We start from the raw sequence: 17,570 nt of genomic DNA, 5'->3' as shown, positions 1-17,570 counted from the left end.
TAAACCTTACATTCACCCAAATGACCGTTACTATGTTGCGTAGTTCAACGAAGCTACGAATCGGCTAGGAGGACCTTCTTAGGTGGCAAATCCTTAAAAGGAAACACCAAGCACACAAAAGCCACTACGCCAACCTTAACAAAATATAGATAAACGAACTTACAAAAAGTAGAAACGCGTATCATCCAGGCTAAATTTGGCATGACATTATACTTGAATGTAACTTAGATTGCGATAGTGATTGTTTCAAAGTGGGTGTAGAAAACATGCGCTCCGGGAGTTTTGGGCGCAAATTTGACATTTTTTCTCTGCGTATAATCTACACGGACCTTAAAAGATTGACTGCTAGGATTTGGACAGACTAATTTAGCCAAGAGGGTGCAAGCTTTGATCAAAAGTGTCTCGGAGGGGTTAAAAGGGTGAGAGAAAACCACCATATGGGGGCCCGGAACATTATAGACATGCGCCCAAATATCACGCGCGCGCGCCATTTTGAGCAAATCGCGATTCTCCTGTTGGTTGCGCCCAATCACTACCCGCAACCCCTCAATCTCAAAGCTTTCTAAATGGATGTTTTTAGAGGTTTGGCGTTTAGTTTTAGGTCTGAGCAATTCTAATTCTTCTAGGCTAGCTTCTTGCAAAAAATGTATTTTGGCTTTTAAAAAAGTGATCTTAGAGGTGAGATTTTCTCTTTGTAGGACAATGTGGGTAGCTTTTTGCGCGCTCTTTTTAGCCATTTTAAAAAGTTTATTAGCCGCATCGCTAAAAGATCGAGAGCGCGGTGGTAAAACGATACATTGATTTTCTAAAAAAATCTGCGGCGCGTAGAGATCAGCGCTCTTAAGGGTGTATAGATGTGTGAGAAGTAAATTAGCGTGTTGGCGTTGTTCTAGGGCGTTTTGCTCAAGTTGGGTGGCACTGGGTAATCCAGCCAAAATCATTTCTAAATTGTCCTGTTTTTTGCACCATGCTTGGTGGAGCTGTGCTTTTGCCTGCTCAAGTCTTTGTGCGCTGTATTTGGTATGGATGTCCTGCAAAGCGCGCAAGAGAGTAGGGGTGTCTATCTCTTCTAAAGGAGGACGCACAAAGGAGGTCTTTTTAAGGGGGGCTAGGGTTTGGTGTTTGCGCACGGGGCGGTAACTCTGCTCAGGAGTTAGAAAATGCAGGGCTTCTAAAACGCGCCCCTGAGAGTCTAATAAAATAGCGTTGCTGTGTTTGCCGGTAAACTCAAGTTGTAAAAAAGCTTGGGTTTTTTTGTAGCTATGCGCGCATTCTAGGGCGATTTTAAGAATGCGATCCTCATTTTCTAAAAAGGCGTCTAAGATCGTGGCGTTAGAGGCATGTTTTTCTAGGGCGAGGTTGAGAGGAGTTTTAGGATAATTGCAATCTTTAGAGGAGTCCACAAAAATATAACTCTGCCCCTTTTGCAAACAAGCTTTAAAAAGATATTTAGGGGTGTCTAAAGAAAAAATATTTTGGTGGTGGCGGATGGTGATCTTATTTTGTTGCCTGAGGAGTTTGGCGACATTGTATAAAAGATTATAGCTAAGAGCACTCAAGCTTCATCCTCGCATACGCCAAAGCTTCCTGCCCCAAATTAGCATCCACCATGCGCGCAATTTCTAAGATCTGTTCTTGTTTGTTGAGCAATTTAGCCCGAGTATTCTCTCCCTCTTTATAGACTAAAAAATGCGCGTCAGCTAAACCGGGCAGATGGGGGGCGTGGGAGATGGCGATCACTTGATACAGGGTGCTGAGTTCTTTGAGAATACTAGCCACGCACGCGCTCTCTTGCCCGCTTAAATTAGTGTCCAACTCGTCCACTAAGATCGTTTGTGTGGGGGTGGTTTGTTGGCAACGCTTGGCTTTGATGGCTAAAATCGCTAGGCGCAGGCGATTAAACTCCCCTGCGCTCAATGTAGCAGACGCGCTATTGCCTAAAGATAGTTGGAGAGTGTCTAGGCCCTGCGCGTTTAAATGAGTGTCCTCTAGGCGCAAAAGGGGGTTTTTGAGCAAAAGTTTTGCGCTGTATTCCTCTAATATGGCCTGCATAGCGGGCAAATACTCATGGCGGGCTTCTCTAATTTGCAAGCCTAGTTGCATGCAAGTATTTTCTAGGCGTGTTAATGTGTGCTGGACTTCTTGAAGGGCTTCATTATGATGGCAATAGTGTTGATAATCCTGTTCTAATTTTTCCCTCTGCGCGCGCGCTTGGGCTTCACCCCCATATTTACGCACAATGGCCCCTAGTTTGGCCATCTCATCTAGCAGGTTATCCATGTCAATATTTTCTAGTTCCTCAAGCTTAAAGGCTTCATCTAGCAAAATTTGACGGGCCTCTTCAAGGTTTTGTGTGAGTTGCTGGACAAACTCTAGCGAGGCAGAACTAGAAGCCAAAGCTTTGTGAATAACATCCATGCCCTCTAAGGCGTGCAACCCTTCTTGAACACGCATACCCCTCTCTTCCTTGTTGCGGTGTTGCGCTTTGATGGATTCTAAGCGCGCGTAGGCCCCCTCTTCTAAATTGAGCGCGCGCAATTTGGATAGCTCAAAATCTACCATCTCTTTGCGTGTTTCTATATCTTGATGTTCTTGCTGGAGTCGTGTTAGACGATCGCGCGTTTCTAAATAGTCCTCATACACCTCTTGAAATTCAAGGCGCAACTTTGAATCCACATAGCTATCTAAAATTTCTAAGAGGAAATGCGCTTGGAGCTCGTGGGTGTGTTTGTAGCTAGAAATATGCAAAATATGGGGATCAAAACGCGCAGAAAGGGCTTTTTTAGAAATAGGCACGCCATCGCAGACATAGCGTGTTTGTTTGTCCTTAGAAGCGGTGATTTTGTGGTTTGTGAGGAGTTTCCAAGAAGCTTTTAGGGTTTTAGCATGCAAGCGCGCATGGGCGATGCTCCCTAAAAGACATTCTAGTAACACGCTTTTTCCACTCCCGCTCGCCCCACTGATCACATTTAAGCGGGGATGAAAATGCAAAGACAGGGTTTTAAAAACTAAAGCGTCTTGGACCTCTAAACTCTCTACCATGTTTTTATGCTACTACACAGAAGTTTAAAGCCCACTAATTACGCCCACCCCAAGAAAATTTTTCTCTAAGGACTCTAAAATAATCCCGTTCAAGAGGCTGGAGTAAGGTTGCCTGTTTGGAAGCGCGCCTAAGTATTAATCTTTGGCCCGGGTGCATGAAATGGTGTTGTTGCCCATCTATCACAACCATGCAAGATTTTTTAGACCGCACGCCCAAGCGCACATGCGCGCCTAAAATCAAAGGTCTTTGTGTGAGAGAATGGGGGGCTATGGGCGTGATGAGGATATTTTCACAAAGAGGGTGCACCACAGAGCCACCCACACTAATATTATAAGCGCTCGATCCAAGCGGAGTTGCAAAGATGAGGCCATCTACTTGATAGATATTGGCCAATTTGTCATCAACAAATAATTCTAATTCCAAAATACCATAGACATCTTTACGGCTCACGACAATATCGTTTGCACAGACAAAAGACTCGCTTTTTTCTTGCTCATCTTCAAGCCAAGCCTCTAACATCAAGTGTTTTTCAATTTTGTAATGCCCTCTTTTTAATTCTTCTAAAAAGCTCTGTAAGTTTTCTAAATTAGCCGCGCTTAAAAATCCCAAGTGTCCTACATGCACACCAAAACATGCCGCTCCGCTACGCAAAGCTCCCAAAAGCGTGCCATCTCCACCCAAACAAAGCACAACCCCTTCAGATTTAGGATTGAAGTCATAAGTAATTTGGGCGCTCTTTAGGGCTTGTTCAAGGCTATGTATGCATTTTGGAGACACGAGGGGCTTAAGGACGATATGCACAAAAGATACCGGAGGATTATTCATCTATAAAACTTGTGTCTTAAAATCAGCACCCCAAGAGGAAACCTCTTGGAGCTAAAAGGAGGGGATACCAATCTATCCAATTTCCTCTAAGATTTCTCTTAAAAAGCATAGCGCATACCGACATTGCCAGTAACATTAATATCTTGGTAATTGAGCCCAAAACGCGCCCCAATACCCGCGTTGATATAGAGAGAACGCCACAAACGCACCTCGCCTCCAGTTGTCAGACCCACAAAAGTGTTATAAAGTCCCCCTTTGCGATAACTCAAAGTATCGTCCCCGATGAAGCGCACCAATTTATCCCCAGAAGAGCGCACAAAGAGATCGCGTCCAATATCAGCCAAAACAAAATAATAGGAATTTTTCCCAAAGTAATGCCGACTCTCTAGGGCAAGATTGAGAGTGAGAACGGATTTTTTGGCCGGATCGGCATTGGCCTTAAATTGCGCATAAAGAGGATTATCCATCACGCCCTGTAAACCTGAAAGGCCAATGTAGTAATAGCGCAAGGCGACTTGAGGTTTGAGCACCACATGCTTATTTTTAAAGAAGAAATCATAGCCATAGTTAGCATTGACATTGGTTGTCCAAGTGTTGTAATCGTAGCGTTGGTTGATGATGCTCAAAAGGGGGTTAGACGCTTGGATATAAGTTTTATTATAGCCCCAAGTTTCATTAGCGCTCAGAGTGATTTCGCTTCTTTTGACAAATATACGGCTATAAAGCCCCACATTGACATTATTAGAGCCGGAATTAGCGATATTGCCTCGGAAATTGCTATATCCATAAGCTGCATAGCCTCCTACAATCACGCCCTTAATAAAGCGGTCGTAACCTACATTGATTCCATAGAGTGTTCCTGTGCCCCCAGCCACAAAACTAGCCCCGCCCACGCCCTGCATCCACAGGTTGTTTTTGAGCACATCGCGTTGGGAGTATTTGAGGATCACATCCATCGCATTAGGCACTGCGCTAGCAAATTTCTTACCTTTCAGACTTTCTAACATGTCCGCAAAACTGGGAGTGCTAGGCAAAGGACTGGAGAGTTTTGTCAAACGACTCATCTGTTGGGTGTAGGTGTTGATTCGCAAGATGTCCGTAGAATTAGCCTTAAGATTAGGAGAGGCAATTAAATCGATACTATTGGCGATATCCTTAGCCACTTGCACCAATTCCTTCATCGAATGGTCTTCTAAATAATAGGGCGCAAAGAGGGGGGAGTTTTTGGTATTGATCAAGAGCTGTTGTAGCCAATCCATCACCCGCGGTCCTCCGGCTTGGTAGATGGCATTTACACTGCTTTGTCCTTGAATTTGTTGGATATAATTTTGGACATTGGGCATCGTGGTGTTGAGAGCTTGATTTATCCCTACTTGCATTTTATTATAAGCAATGGATGCGCTGACCATTTGTCCAGCTTGGTTTTTATAACTGACAAGCAGACCATCTTTGCCAATCTGCACCGCTTGGCCATTGTAGGTTAATCCATCACCTTGGGCGTTGAGTTGGAGCTTTTGTCCATCAATGTCAAGGTAGGTATAGAGCGTGAGATAGTCCTTCCAACTATTGGGGTTGAAAGCTTGATTCACCAATCCATAACGAATCCATTTATTGGCATTTATCAGGGTATAGACTCCCTGAGTGGAGGGGGTGGGAGTTTGGGGAGGAGTGGGTACTTGCACCAACACGCTCTGTTGGGATTGTTGGGATTGTTGGGATTGTTGGGATTGTTGTTGAACTGGGGCGAGTGTATTGAGGGTAAAGGCGGTCGTATTTCCAGGGTTGAGTGTAGCAACTCCGGCTACATTGATAAAGGGATTATTGACATTCTGCGCATTGCTATTAAAGGTCATTGTGCCATAGCTATCTAAATTCCCACCTACATCAATTCCCCCCACGCCCGTGCTCAAAGTTGCCCCGCTGTAAAGATCAAAATTTTGCGCCACATTTAGGGCATTGCTAGAAGCATTGTTAAGTTCTTTGATAATCTCAAGATCGTTGGCGCTCAAAGACGCGTTAGCGCCTAATTTGATCGTGCCAATTTGGGTATTTTGAGTTACTTTTGAGAGATCGATACTCCCCCCTTGTGAGGCATCGATCGTGCCTCCCATGTAGAAATTTTGCGCGTTTACGACCAAACTTTCATAGGGGTTTGTGGTGGCGATGGTGCCATTTTGCACAAAGAGATTATTAAATTGCGCGTTGATATTTAGGCCATTACTCGCATTGAGGGTAGATAAATTGATATTAGAGGTGTCGTTAGAGAAAAAATTAAGCGTGCCTTGAGAGTTGCTAAAGCTAATGGTGTTGCTCCCCATAAAGATAATCTGCTTGCCGGCTACAAAGCTTAAATCTCCACCTGTCGCGTTGCTAAAACTACTGTTGGAAACCAATACATCCCCATTAGCCAAAAAGCTAAAATAGCCCTTTTCCCAAAAATTGCTCAATGCCTTAGGGGCTAAGAGCGATCCAACGCCTGCTTCTTGCAACTTTTCTTGCAAAGATTGAGGCAGAACGCTCCCTAAACCATTAGCCCAAATCCCTCCTAGCCCTTTGTCTGCAATGATGGTTTGGAGCACCTTTTGCACATCTTGATCTTTTTGGAAGTTTTTAAGCGTGTTGAGCGCTTCAGACCCAAAGATTTTACTAATGATCTTCTCTCCAATATTGGTTGCTGCGCTCACCATTTCCTTAGAAGGATTTAACATATCTTTAAGCGCCACATTCAGCATTTCGCCCAAAATTTGCGGACCCAACCACGCCACGGTTTTATTAAGCAATTCCGCATTGCTGATCAGGCCAGCAAACACTTGTCCAAAGGTATTATCCTGTAAAAATTTTGTGAGCGCAGCCTGCCCCTGTGCGGTGTTGGAAAAATTGAGCATGTCATTGACATTCATGCCTGTCATGGGTGAGAGAGAGCCAATTAAATTAAGTAGGGTGCGGTTTCCAAAAATCCCATTAGCAAGGCTTGCAACAATTCTACCTCCCCCTAGTGGCAATGCCTTACTAAGCTCTCCAAAAATTTTATCTTGCTCCGCTTGGCTTAGAGAATGAATTAGTCCACTGCTCCCTAATACAGAGCTCACGGTTTTAGTGCTCAAAATATCCTTGATCACATTTTCCATGCCTGGCATTTGTAAGAGCGCGCCCATGTCTTGAGCGCTCAAAAAATCGCTCAATTTGAGATTTTGAAGTTTGTCGCCTAAATCCTTGCTCAAGGGTGCGGGCAGAGCGTCTTTAATGCCATTGGGAATCAAATCAGGAAAAACTTTAGACCCGGAGGCTACGCTGTAAATATAATTGCCCAGCATCTGCGAGAGGCCTTTTTGCCCTAAAAGTTTTTCAAGCCCCCCCTGCCCTAAGAGATTAAAAATCCCATCTGTAGCCTGCGCTTGGATTTTGGCCTCATTGAGGGTTAAATTGGTCGCGCTATTAAAAGTAACATCGGCACTTCCTCCCATGCCCCACGCGTTCCCACTCCCCACGGTCCCAGTGATATAGATATTTTTAGCATTAAATTGGGCCTGGATATAGCCCATCGCTGTCGCTGTGGAGCTGATGAGTTGCCCTATATTGGTGTTTCTAAGAGATTGGCATCCAAAATCGCCCGCGCTGCAAGCTTGGCTATAGCCATTGCCTCCAAACCACACCACGCTACTGCTCCCTGTCTGACCTGCTTGAGGAGTCCCCACGGCCAAAGTCCCATTTTTAAAGGTTTGATTAATATGACTATTAAGCCCATTAATAAAGCCTAATAGTTGGGTTTTTTGCTCATCAGTGAGGCTAATACTAGCACCTAATAAAGCCTGCAGGGCCTTATTGGGATCGTTTAAATCATTTAAGATTCCCTCCTTAACTAATTTCTCTAACTGGGGCACAAGGCTTGAGGCAATGTTATAGAGATTATTAAAAGTGTCCTTTTTAAAAAGGCTATTGGAGATATAAAGCCCTTGGAGAGGTTGCCCATAAGCGTTATAAGTACCTGGGACAATGGGTGTCCCCGGTTTGCCATCTGCACCTTTAGGTCTAAACACTCCTTTTAAATTGCTATCTAAAAAGAAAGTCCCGGTGCGATCGTCGCTGTAATTGAAATCCGCCCCTGTACTGTTTTGCTTGGATTGTTCATAAAAATAGAGTTCGGGCGCGATGTTGTAATAAGAGGTAGCCACAGGGTTAGAGTTTTTAGAAATTTTAATGGTGAGCTTGCCATCTTTGATCTCTTCGGTGATGGTTTGCGCGCCATCAAGAGGGTTTGTAAAGCTCCAGCTTTGAGTCTGAGTGGTAGCCCCACTGGTACCAGAAGTGCTGTAGGTGGCGTTATCGATCTTGATGCCATAAAAATCGATCTTTGAATACCCATCAGATCCATCGATACCCTTAATCTCTTTAGCCTGTAAAATGTCATAGGTGGTAGCGCTGTCATTTGTAAGGGGGGCAGAGAGATCGATATTGGCAATATTGAGCAAGCCACCTGAATTGGCTAACTCAAAGGTTTTATCTACCTTGATGAGAGGTTGGGTGTTGCTACCATTTAAAAAACCGCTAAATTTCAACGCTCCATTGAGATTAAAATTATCACTAAAGGTAAACTGACTATTGCTCTGCAAATTTAAATCGGTGTTTCCGCTCGCTGTTCCACTAGTTGCCTGCACTTTAGAGTTTTGTAAGAGGAAGTTCCCCCCCTGCAAAGTGAGAGTGCCCGCATTCAAAAGACTATTAGCCATGCTCACCCCAACATTGTTGCTAAAAGTGCTTTTGCTACTTTGAATCGCTGCGTTGTTGAGAATAAGAGCCGCGCTATCTTTAAAATTTAGATCTTTAAATTGCGCTTGGTAGTTGATGGTTTGGGAGTTTTGGGTGTTTGTTGTCTGTGTTTGTTTTGAAGGATCGTATTCACCCGACACATTTAAGAAAGACTGACCGCTAAAAGTCGTGCTAGGGTTAGTAGTCTGGGTTATATTAGGGATTGTATTTTGTTTTGTATCTGAAGAAGTGGAGGTGTTGAAAGTAGCGCTAGTTCCCTTGGTCAAAGTGATGCCCGAATCGCCATTAAAAGTCGTGTTGCCGGTGAAGGTGGCTTTAGCACTATTGATTAGGTTGAGATTAGCATTGCCTGCAAGGGTGGTGTTTTGATAAAAAGTGATTGTGCTGTTGTGATCTAGATTGAGGATAGTTGTGCCTGAGAGCGTAGTAGGTCCGTAAAAATCCGCACTGGAGCTTAAATTAAGAAAAGAAACCGTGTTATTTAAGGTGGTGTTGCCATGAAACCAAACATGGCTGTTTTGATTGAGGTTGAGCGTGCTGTCAGCAATGTTTGCGCTGATAGAAGACAAATAACCCGTTTGATTAGCGCCTTGATTAAAATCTAAGCTGGCTTCATTGCCTAGGAAAAAAGCAGAGTTATTAATAGTAGCCTTAGGCGAGTAGATGGTCATTGTCGTGTGGCTTCCCTGCACACTGCTTTGATTGAAGCTAACACTAGTCGTTCCGCTAAAATTAAAGCTGCCCCACGAATCGTTTTCAAGAGAAGAGTTGGAGACGCTCAAAGTGCCTAGGCTATTGAAGGAGGCGTTAGATTTTTGGGCTATCGCGCTATCAAAAGGGGGTAAAGCCGTGATGTAGTTGTGGTAAGTGAGTCCATCGATGGTAAAGTTTTTCTTAGCAGTGAAGCTCATAGATGCCCCCCCACCACTTAAAGTCTTTGTGCCCACATTGATGGTATTGGTCATATAAATATTATCAGCGTTAAATGTGTCTTCGATATAGCCTAGATTAGGAGCTTTACCAAAATGAATAATCCCTCCCGTGGCGACTTGCGTCTTATCATTCCCAATCACTAAGGTCGCGCCATTGCCTTGTATATTGTAAATCCCGCCATTGCCCCCAAAAGTCCAGGTGTTTAAAGTTTTGCCAACAGGATTGATGTAAGCGATTCCATCACCCACATTAACATTGTAATTTTTATAGCTACCCTTGATAATATCAGTCCATTTGGGCCAGCCAACACAGCCACCGCCTGCAGCCTTGGAGCACCCCGGGGTCATGTTGTACACATCATTCCACAAATCCACATATCCGGTTAGCATGGTGAAAGTGAGTTTGCCATCTACTAAACTACTTTTCATGCGATAATTTTTGCCATTAAAGTTAAAAGTGGCGACGCTGCTATTGGAGGTATCCGCAACTATAGAAGAGGCGTGCACGCCATTAAAAGATAGGAATTTCCATAGCGCTTGATCTTGACTGATGGTCTGATCGCCGGATGTAATTTGCGTTTCTTGATTAAAGAGAGTGTAACTCTGATCGACCCCTAAGGATTGCTTAATATTGATGATAGCATTGGGCGAGAGAGTGATTTTTCCCTTTAAATTTGCAAAAGGGGAAAGACTTTGAGAATCTGTGCTGATAGTGGTTGTGCCACTAAAGGTGGTATTGGTAGAGGTGCCACCATTTTGAGCCTCAAACTTATAGTAAGTAGACCCGCTCCATGTGGTGTTGTCTAAAGTAAGGCTATTGGTTTTAAAGACATTTTGTTGTTGTCCGGTCGTGTTAAACGAGGAGTTAGTAAAACTCGCGCTATTGGCATTGACTTGTAGGGAATCTGCCCCAGAAATATTGACCTCCGTTGCGCTCAAGGCATTAGAGGCGCTGATACTAAGCTTGCTGTGATCACCCTGAAAACTGCCATTTTTAAGAGTCACGCTACTACCTTGCAAAGTGACATTTCCACGGGCATTATTTAAATTAGTGGAATCCATGCTGAGAGCTTGGCTAGCTTTTACGCTCACAGTCGTCGAGTTTCCATTCAAAGAAGTTTTGTTAAAAGTGGTGTCTTGGCCATCAAAATGAAGAGCCCCACTACTCTGATCGCTAAAGGTGGAGTTTTGCACATTCAAAGTTCCACTGCTGGTATTAAAAGTGGCGTTTGAGTGTTGCGTGCCCGCTTTAGCGTCATTAAAATGAAGCCCATTAGCAGTAATGCCCTGAGTGGCCTGAAAATTCAGCGTGGTGCCTCCCCCTGTTGCCCACGCATTCCCAGATTGGATGGTATTAGTCAGGTATATCTTAGGTGCTTTGAGATTACCAGTAATGTAGCCAACATTTTCAGAGTGCCAACCCGTCCCCCCAAAGAGAATTTTACCCCCCTCTAAAGGACTTTCGCTCTTATTGCCAAGGACTAAAGTCCCCCCCCCTGTTACATTAACCCCAAAACTGCGAGCCCCTGCGGCATAGGTATCAGCTGTACTTTTTCCTGGATCAATGTAGTAAATCTCCCCATCTTTGCCGCGAATATTCTGCTGGTGGAGCCAATAAACCCCACTCCAAACATTTTGTTCTCCAGCCCTAAGCACTCCTCCAGCTACTAAAATCCCTAAGAAAAATAAAGGGATTTTTAAGCGGAATTTTAAAGGATACTTAAAATCTTGATGGGCCATGTCTTTTGGGCATAGAATCCCAAAAGGAATCTTGTTTTTTGCCTCAGGGTGTGCTAAAGTCTGCACAAGATCAGAAAATGGAAATCGTATTTTCATGGTTAAAGTGTCAGTTGAAGCCCGACACAGAGCTAAAGAAGATATTTGTTTTCATAGAAAAACCTTTTCTCGATTATATCGTGTAAATTTTAATGATTTTTAACGCCTTGTTATACAGAAAGTTGAGGGCATTAAGTAAATATACTAAAAAGTTCAAAAGTTGTTGTCTAAGGGGTCTTCATGGATATGATCAACCTAGTTTTGTTTTTGCTATTGGGCGGATTTACAGGTTTGCTTTCTGGATTTTTTGGAATCGGGGGGGGGATGGTGATTGTGCCTGTGATGCTGGTTTTAGGGCATTCTTATGATAGTGCAGTGGGCATTTCCATTTTACAAATGGTCTTTTCTTCTGTGGTGGGGAGTTGGACTAATTTTAAAAAGGGGTTTTTAGATGTGCGCACGGGGATTTTTGTGGGGCTTGGGGGGATGGTGGGGGCAAGCTTTAGCGGGCTGATTTTGCGCACCTTTTCGCATAAATTTCTCTTAGGGGTTTTTATTTTGGTAACTCTCTATTCTTTTTTGCGTTTTGCGTTTAAGAGTAAAAGCCCTGCTGTAGACAGTCCCCAAGACTTTACCCTAGATACTAGAACCAAGCTTATTTTAGTATCCATCGGCGCGCTCACGGGAGTTTTTGCGATTAGTCTAGGCATTGGAGGAGGGGTGCTGATGGTGCCCTTGTTGGCGCATTACCTGAAAATCCCCGCTAAACAAAGTGTGCCCTTGGGGCTTTTCTTTGTGATTTTTTCCTCTATAAGCGGCGTGCTCTCTTTAGAGAGGCATGATCTACTAGACTTGTATGACCTGCAATGGGGTTTGATGGTGGGTATTGGGAGTGTGATAGGTGTGGTGATAGGTGTGCGTCTGATGCCCTTAGTGCCTGCTCTTTGGCATCGGCGCGCTCTGTTGGGGATTTATGCGATCTCTATTGGCATATCTATCTATAAATGGTTTTAAAAACGCTGGGGGTGGGGTAATCGTTTAAAGCGCAGGGCACGGGCAAATAAACAAAGAGATCGCCTTTCTTTGCTCGCGATTTTGTAACTAATGCCCTTGAGATAGTCTAAAATCTGTTCTCTTGAGAGCTGGCTCTCCTGGGCGCGTTTTTGCAAAATGTAGTGGGGGATTTTGATTCTTTTGCGCCTAAAGGCGCGCGCTAGAGTAGCATAAATTGGCGCGTAACGCCCACAACACAAACGCCCAAAAACAAAGGGTAGATGCGTTTTAGCATGCCATAGTGTGGCCAAGTCTACAAACTTTACTTTAGGTTCTCTTTGGTGATAAAAACGCAGGGCTTTATCTCCAATCAAAACCTGCCCTTGTTGCCCCAAGACAAGGCAGAGAGCGTTAGAGGTTGCCGACTCGTGATCGCTGTTGGGGGTTTGTTTGAGAGCTAATACGCTACGCACCTGCTTATGGGCGATAATCCCACAATCTAGGGCATGTGGGGCGCGCAGGCTCGCAATAGAAGAGATGAAACCCGCATCAATGCGCCTAAATAGAAAATCCCGGTTGAGTTTAGCGGGGTAGGTTTTTTTGAGGTGTAAAAAGGTCTTAAATCCGGGCAAGCGTAGAGGATAGGCCTTGATAAACACATCAAAAGGGAGCAAATTTAGATAATCGATCTTGCCAAAACGCATGCTAAACCTTTTTATGCCATTTTACCCCAAAAGCCCACGCTAAAACTCTTAATCCTCTTTGTATTCATAGACTATGGGCATAGGATGCCAATCTTTCACGCCATCTCCACAAGCCCCCTGCCCAAAAAAGATCCACACCCATTCTTGCTGTTTTCCATAATCTTTCAAAACGGGACAACCCGATGTTTCTACAAGGGTGCCATCATTTGCCAAGTCGCGATAAAAGCGTTGAATCCGCGCGATTTTAGTGCGGTTGTCTGGGAGACAATGGGCATCTTGAATGAGGGCTTTAATCGCCTTAGAATCGTAAGTCCATTTGCTCTGTGTGGGCACTAGGTGGAGGGTCGCGCTTTTGAGCATTTGGGGTAAATCATTAACGATTTCCAGAGTGCGCTTGTAGGCGGGAGTATCGCGATCGCTGGGGTATTCAATATAGGATAAGAGGATATAGAGTTGCTTGGCATGAGGGTTTTCAGAGCGTAAAGTGATGATACTAGACTTGGGGATACGATCAAAGAGAGTGTTAAAGTCATGGGTGTAATAGCGTTCATTAGCCTCTTTTGCCCATTGGACACTTTTTGTCATTTCTTTAAGGGCTTGTTTAGGTCCTAAAGCGTGCTCTAGCCGGATAGCAAAACTCAAGTTTTGATCTAAAAGCCATGCGCTGTAGGTGGGGGCTTGATCCCCATAAAACTCATCCTTATGTGCTTGATTATAATCCTTGATAGTGGCAATTTGAAAAGAGGTCCCGGGTATTGGCTTTAGAGATAAGAGGGCGGGAAATAGATAACTCACCTTTTCCTCTTCTTCATTGACTCTTTGACTGAAGAGGTGCTTGATTTTAGGGGGCGTGGCGGCTAAAGCGCGCGCCTCTTGCATACGCGCTTGGATAAAGGCTTTTTGTTTGGGTGTGGCGCGTTTTAAAAAATCCTCAAGCGAATAAACCTTGCCACTCTCTCTATTGGCGACAACGGCATAAATTTTTTCTCCCTCTTTTAAAATGCGTACATTAAACGCGCTGTCCAAACGGGTGGTCTCTAAGAGGCTTGCATCGTTCAAGTCTACCCCTCTTAAGAGAGCAAAAGCGCATATGCATAACAAGACAAGACGCATGGGACTCCTTTAGCGGATTTCATAAAATAGAGGCAAATATGGCTGAACGCCCTCTAATACGCCAAATTTGGACGCTAAATTTACATTCTCTTGAATACGATCCAAAAAGGACTCTTTTAAGGGGTCTGTTTTTGTAGACATGTCTTGATCGCTCCATTGTTTTAAAAGCACGATTTTTTTTTTGGCGTGTTAGAGATTGCTTGCAAACCCTTAAGATAGCCAGCCGCATCATAGGAATTGCTTGTATCATCTTCATTAGGAAGTGCGCCCAATAACACCACATGCACCCTTGCCTCTTTGAGTAATTTTTCTAGCTTGGCAATAGAGGTTAGGTTTAAATCCTGTTGTCCCCTAGCAAAAAAGTAAAATTCCTTAGAGGGGTGCTTGGAAAGAGATTCTAAGAAAATCGTATTTTCTGAGGGCAAAGCCTTGATCAAGGCTTGAAAATCTTTGTGGTGCATGATAAAAAAATTGTGTTTGACAACTTGTTTATATAAAGATCGCAACTGCGCGCTCTCTTTTTTATCTGGTAAAATAAAATCCCTGCCCAGCAACACCTTTAAAGAACTTTTATCATCGACAAGTAAGATCTGTTGGATCTGTGTTTGTTTATCTTGCACCAAGAGGACTTGAAAGGGAGGCAAAGAGCGCAAGCGCATTTGCTTTAAAATCTTAGATGGGGTGTGAAAAGTCAAAGGATCAGCCAAAAGAACTTGGCAAGCTAAGCAAGCTAGGGCGGTCATTTTAGCCAAGTTAATCATCAGAGCATCCTTTAAGTCAGGTTACCATCTGCAAGTGTTTTAAATTATTATATACTACGGCTAACGCCATTTTATTAAGGAGTTATATGCACCCATTTATCCAAGAATACAAAGAGATTGAGGCGCAACGCGCCCAAGAGAATATCCCCCCCCTACCTTTAAGTGCTCAACAAGTAGAGAGTGTGGTAGAGATTCTCTTGCACTCTAAAGATAGCGCAGAATGTGCCTTTGCTAAGGATCTATTGATTCATAGAGTGAGTCCGGGCGTGGATGAGGGCGCACAGGTCAAAGCGCAGTTTCTAGGTCAACTCGCGCTCAAAAAGTTGGAATGCGCGCATTTTAGCCCCTTAGAAGCGGTGGAGTATTTGGGCACGATGCTAGGAGGGTATAATGTCGCGCCCTTGATTGAGGCGCTGCAAAGTGGCGATCAAGAAATTGCCAAAGCCGCCTGTCAAGCTTTAAAATCCACGCTTCTAGTCTATAACGCCTTTGAGAGTATCGCCAACTTAAGCAAAACAAACCCTTTAGCTAAGGAAGTGTTAGAGTCTTGGGCGGATGCCGAATGGTTTTTAAATAAACCCGCTCTGCCTGAAAAGCTAGAACTCTGCGTGCTTAAAATTGATGGAGAAACTAATACGGATGACTTGAGTCCGGCTAGTGATGCCTTCACCCGTAGCGACATTCCCTTGCATGCTAATGCCATGCTCAAAAACCGCGTGGAAAACTACCAAGAACGCCTAAAAAACATCAAATCTAAGGGCGTGCCCGTTGTGTATGTGGGCGATGTGGTGGGCACGGGGAGTTCTCGCAAAAGCGCGACTAATTCTATCATGTGGCATTTTGGCACAGATATTCCCTATGTGCCTAATAAGCGCAGTGGGAGTGTGGTTATTGGGGGGGTGATCGCCCCCATTTTCTTTGCGACATGTGAGGATAGCGGGGCGTTGCCCCTTGTAGCCGATGTGAAAGATTTACACGAGGGGGACATCATTGAGGTTTATCCCTATAAGGGCGAAATCCATAAGCAGGGAAAGGTGGTGAGCACCTTTAAACTCGAGCCCACCACCCTAGCCGATGAATACCGCGCAGGGGGGCGCATTGCTTTAATCATCGGGCGTGGGCTCACCAATAAGGCGCGCAAATTCTTAGGGTTAGAACCCTCAGAAGTCTTTGCCAAACCCAAACAACCCGCCCAAAGCCAAAAGGGCTACACTTTAGCCCAAAAAATGGTGGGGCGTGCGTGTGGGCTAGAGGGTGTACGCCCGGGCACTTATTGTGAGCCCACTACTACCACTGTAGGAAGCCAAGACACCACCGGAGCGATGACGCGCGATGAGGTCAAAGAATTAGCCAGCCTGAGTTTTGAAGCCGATTTTGTGCTGCAATCCTTTTGCCACACAGCGGCCTACCCAAAGCCCTCCGATGTGAACCTACAAGCCACTCTGCCCCAGTTTTTCACCTCTCGGGGTGGGGTCGCGCTCAAGCCCAAAGATGGGATCATCCACTCATGGCTTAATCGCATGGGACTTCCAGATACTCTAGGCACGGGCGGAGATAGCCATACGCGTTTTCCTATCGGTATTAGTTTCCCCGCTGGTAGCGGTTTAGTGGCTTTTGCCGCGGTTACGGGCACCATGCCCTTGAATATGCCCGAGTCTGTACTGGTGCGCTTTAAGGGGGAAATGCAGCCGGGCATTACGCTTAGGGATTTGGTGAATGCGATCCCCTACTACGCCATTAAACAAGGTTTGCTCACCGTGGAGAAAAAGGGCAAGAAGAATATCTTTAACGGACGCATTTTAGAAATCGAGGGCTTGGGGAATATCAAAATCGAACAGGCTTTTGAATTTAGCGATGCGAGCGCGGAGAGGAGCGCGGCTGCCTGCACCGTGCGCCTAGATAAAGAGCCTATCATCGAGTATTTGAATTCCAATATTAAGCTCATTGAGCAGATGATAGAGAGCGGGTATGAACACAAAGAAACTTTAAAAAGGCGTGCCCAAAAAATGCAAGCATGGATTGATAACCCCGTGTTATTAGAACCCGATCCAGATGCGGAGTATGCCGCTGTGATTGAGATCGATTTAAATGAGATCAAAGAGCCTATTTTGGCATGCCCCAATGACCCAGACGATGTAGCCACTTTGAGCGAGGTGTTGAGTAATCCCAAACGCCCCCAACAAATCGATGAGGTCTTTATTGGCAGCTGCATGACTAATATTGGGCATTTTAGAGCCTTTGGGGAGATTGTCAAGGGGGCGGGGGCTTCGCCTATTCGCCTTTGGATTGTGCCCCCCACTAAAATGGACGAACAACAGCTCATCAAAGAGGGGTATTTTTCTATCTTTGGGGCTGCTGGGGCGCGCACAGAGGTGCCCGGATGTAGTTTGTGCATGGGCAATCAAGCACGGGTGCGCGATAATGCGGTTGTTTTCTCCACTTCTACGCGCAATTTTGATAACCGCATGGGCAAGGGGGCGCAGGTGTATTTGGGCAGTGCGGAGTTGGGCGCAGTGTGTGCGCTCTTGGGTAAAATCCCCACTCCAAAAGAGTATTTGGATTTGGTGGCTAGCAAATTAGAAGCCCGCAGAGAGGAGATTTATCGCTATATGAATTTCCATTTAATGGAAAAAATGGCTCTTTAGGCTTTTAAGCG

At 44.8% G+C, this 17,570-nt stretch carries 9 protein-coding genes and 2 pseudogenes; 2 read left to right on the top strand and 9 right to left on the bottom strand.

Features of this window, described 5'->3' with window-relative positions:
• Positions 1–224: 224 nt before the first annotated feature.
• The 5 genes and pseudogenes from HFELIS_RS01410 to HFELIS_RS09575 all read right to left on the bottom strand — a co-directional run.
• Positions 225–1,559 carry an NFACT family protein gene (locus tag HFELIS_RS01410; protein ID WP_013468756.1) on the bottom strand — a complete coding sequence of 445 codons (1,335 nt, stop codon included), beginning with the start codon at positions 1,557–1,559 and terminating at the stop codon, positions 225–227.
• On the bottom strand, positions 1,546–3,042 hold the full coding sequence (locus HFELIS_RS01405; protein WP_013468755.1) for a DNA repair protein RecN: 1,497 nt from the start codon (positions 3,040–3,042) through the stop codon (positions 1,546–1,548). Before HFELIS_RS01405 ends, HFELIS_RS01410 begins: the two co-directional genes overlap by 14 nt.
• 34 nt (positions 3,043–3,076) lie before the next feature.
• A complete protein-coding gene (locus HFELIS_RS01400; RefSeq protein WP_013468754.1) occupies positions 3,077–3,868 on the bottom strand; it encodes an NAD(+)/NADH kinase in 792 nt (263 codons plus the stop codon).
• Positions 3,869–3,966: 98 nt separating this feature from the next.
• Positions 3,967–5,181 (bottom strand): annotated as a pseudogene (locus HFELIS_RS09580) (autotransporter outer membrane beta-barrel domain-containing protein); the annotation flags it as partial.
• A 2,073-nt stretch (positions 5,182–7,254) separates the two neighbouring features.
• A pseudogene (locus tag HFELIS_RS09575) lies at positions 7,255–11,307 on the bottom strand (vacuolating cytotoxin domain-containing protein); the annotation flags it as partial.
• Positions 11,308–11,583: 276 nt separating this feature from the next.
• Here HFELIS_RS09575 and HFELIS_RS01390 point away from each other — a divergent pair.
• Positions 11,584–12,357 (top strand): sulfite exporter TauE/SafE family protein, encoded by a 774-nt coding sequence (locus HFELIS_RS01390; RefSeq protein ID WP_013468752.1) that lies wholly within the window; start codon positions 11,584–11,586, stop codon positions 12,355–12,357.
• Here HFELIS_RS01390 and HFELIS_RS01385 read toward each other — a convergent pair.
• From HFELIS_RS01385 to HFELIS_RS01375, 4 genes are read right to left on the bottom strand one after another with little or no spacing between them, the layout of a single operon-like run.
• Complete coding sequence (locus HFELIS_RS01385) at positions 12,354–13,040, bottom strand: MqnA/MqnD/SBP family protein (protein WP_013468751.1); 687 nt, start codon at positions 13,038–13,040, stop codon at positions 12,354–12,356. The two genes, HFELIS_RS01390 and HFELIS_RS01385, sit on opposite strands and share 4 nt — an antisense overlap.
• Positions 13,041–13,088: 48 nt before the next feature.
• Positions 13,089–14,153: a hypothetical protein gene (locus HFELIS_RS01380; protein WP_013468750.1), complete on the bottom strand. Its 1,065-nt coding sequence runs from the start codon at positions 14,151–14,153 to the stop codon at positions 13,089–13,091.
• 9 nt (positions 14,154–14,162) lie between these two features.
• The gene (locus HFELIS_RS09460; RefSeq protein ID WP_013468749.1) at positions 14,163–14,294 is read right to left on the bottom strand and encodes a hypothetical protein; all 132 of its coding nucleotides are present in this window, start codon (positions 14,292–14,294) and stop codon (positions 14,163–14,165) included.
• Between the two features lie 20 nt (positions 14,295–14,314).
• Positions 14,315–14,914, bottom strand: a complete 600-nt coding sequence (locus HFELIS_RS01375) for a hypothetical protein (RefSeq protein ID WP_013468748.1) — start codon at positions 14,912–14,914, stop codon at positions 14,315–14,317.
• An 86-nt stretch (positions 14,915–15,000) separates the two neighbouring features.
• On the opposite strand from HFELIS_RS01375, the gene acnB reads away from it, so the two are divergent.
• Positions 15,001–17,559, top strand: coding sequence for a bifunctional aconitate hydratase 2/2-methylisocitrate dehydratase (acnB, locus tag HFELIS_RS01370; RefSeq protein ID WP_013468747.1), 2,559 nt, complete (start codon positions 15,001–15,003; stop codon positions 17,557–17,559).
• Positions 17,560–17,570 lie beyond the last annotated feature (11 nt).

Source organism: Helicobacter felis ATCC 49179 (assembly GCF_000200595.1).
In the GTDB taxonomy this organism is placed as follows: Bacteria; Campylobacterota; Campylobacteria; order Campylobacterales; family Helicobacteraceae; genus Helicobacter; species Helicobacter felis.
Note: the sequence above shows the minus strand (reverse complement) of the source record. Positions and strands in the feature narration are given on the sequence as shown.

What these genes read in the sequence shown, in the direction of transcription:
- HFELIS_RS01405 (WP_013468755.1), bottom strand. Translation starts at nt 3,042, where the DNA reads ATGGTAGAGAGTTTAGAGGTCCAAGACGCTTTAGTTTTTAAAACCCTG.
- HFELIS_RS01400 (WP_013468754.1), bottom strand. Translation starts at nt 3,868, where the DNA reads ATGAATAATCCTCCGGTATCTTTTGTGCATATCGTCCTTAAGCCCCTC.
- HFELIS_RS01390 (WP_013468752.1), top strand. Translation starts at nt 11,584, where the DNA reads ATGGATATGATCAACCTAGTTTTGTTTTTGCTATTGGGCGGATTTACA.
- HFELIS_RS01385 (WP_013468751.1), bottom strand. Translation starts at nt 13,040, where the DNA reads ATGCGTTTTGGCAAGATCGATTATCTAAATTTGCTCCCTTTTGATGTG.
- HFELIS_RS01380 (WP_013468750.1), bottom strand. Translation starts at nt 14,153, where the DNA reads ATGCGTCTTGTCTTGTTATGCATATGCGCTTTTGCTCTCTTAAGAGGG.
- HFELIS_RS09460 (WP_013468749.1), bottom strand. Translation starts at nt 14,294, where the DNA reads ATGTCTACAAAAACAGACCCCTTAAAAGAGTCCTTTTTGGATCGTATT.
- HFELIS_RS01375 (WP_013468748.1), bottom strand. Translation starts at nt 14,914, where the DNA reads ATGATTAACTTGGCTAAAATGACCGCCCTAGCTTGCTTAGCTTGCCAA.
- acnB (WP_013468747.1), top strand. Translation starts at nt 15,001, where the DNA reads ATGCACCCATTTATCCAAGAATACAAAGAGATTGAGGCGCAACGCGCC.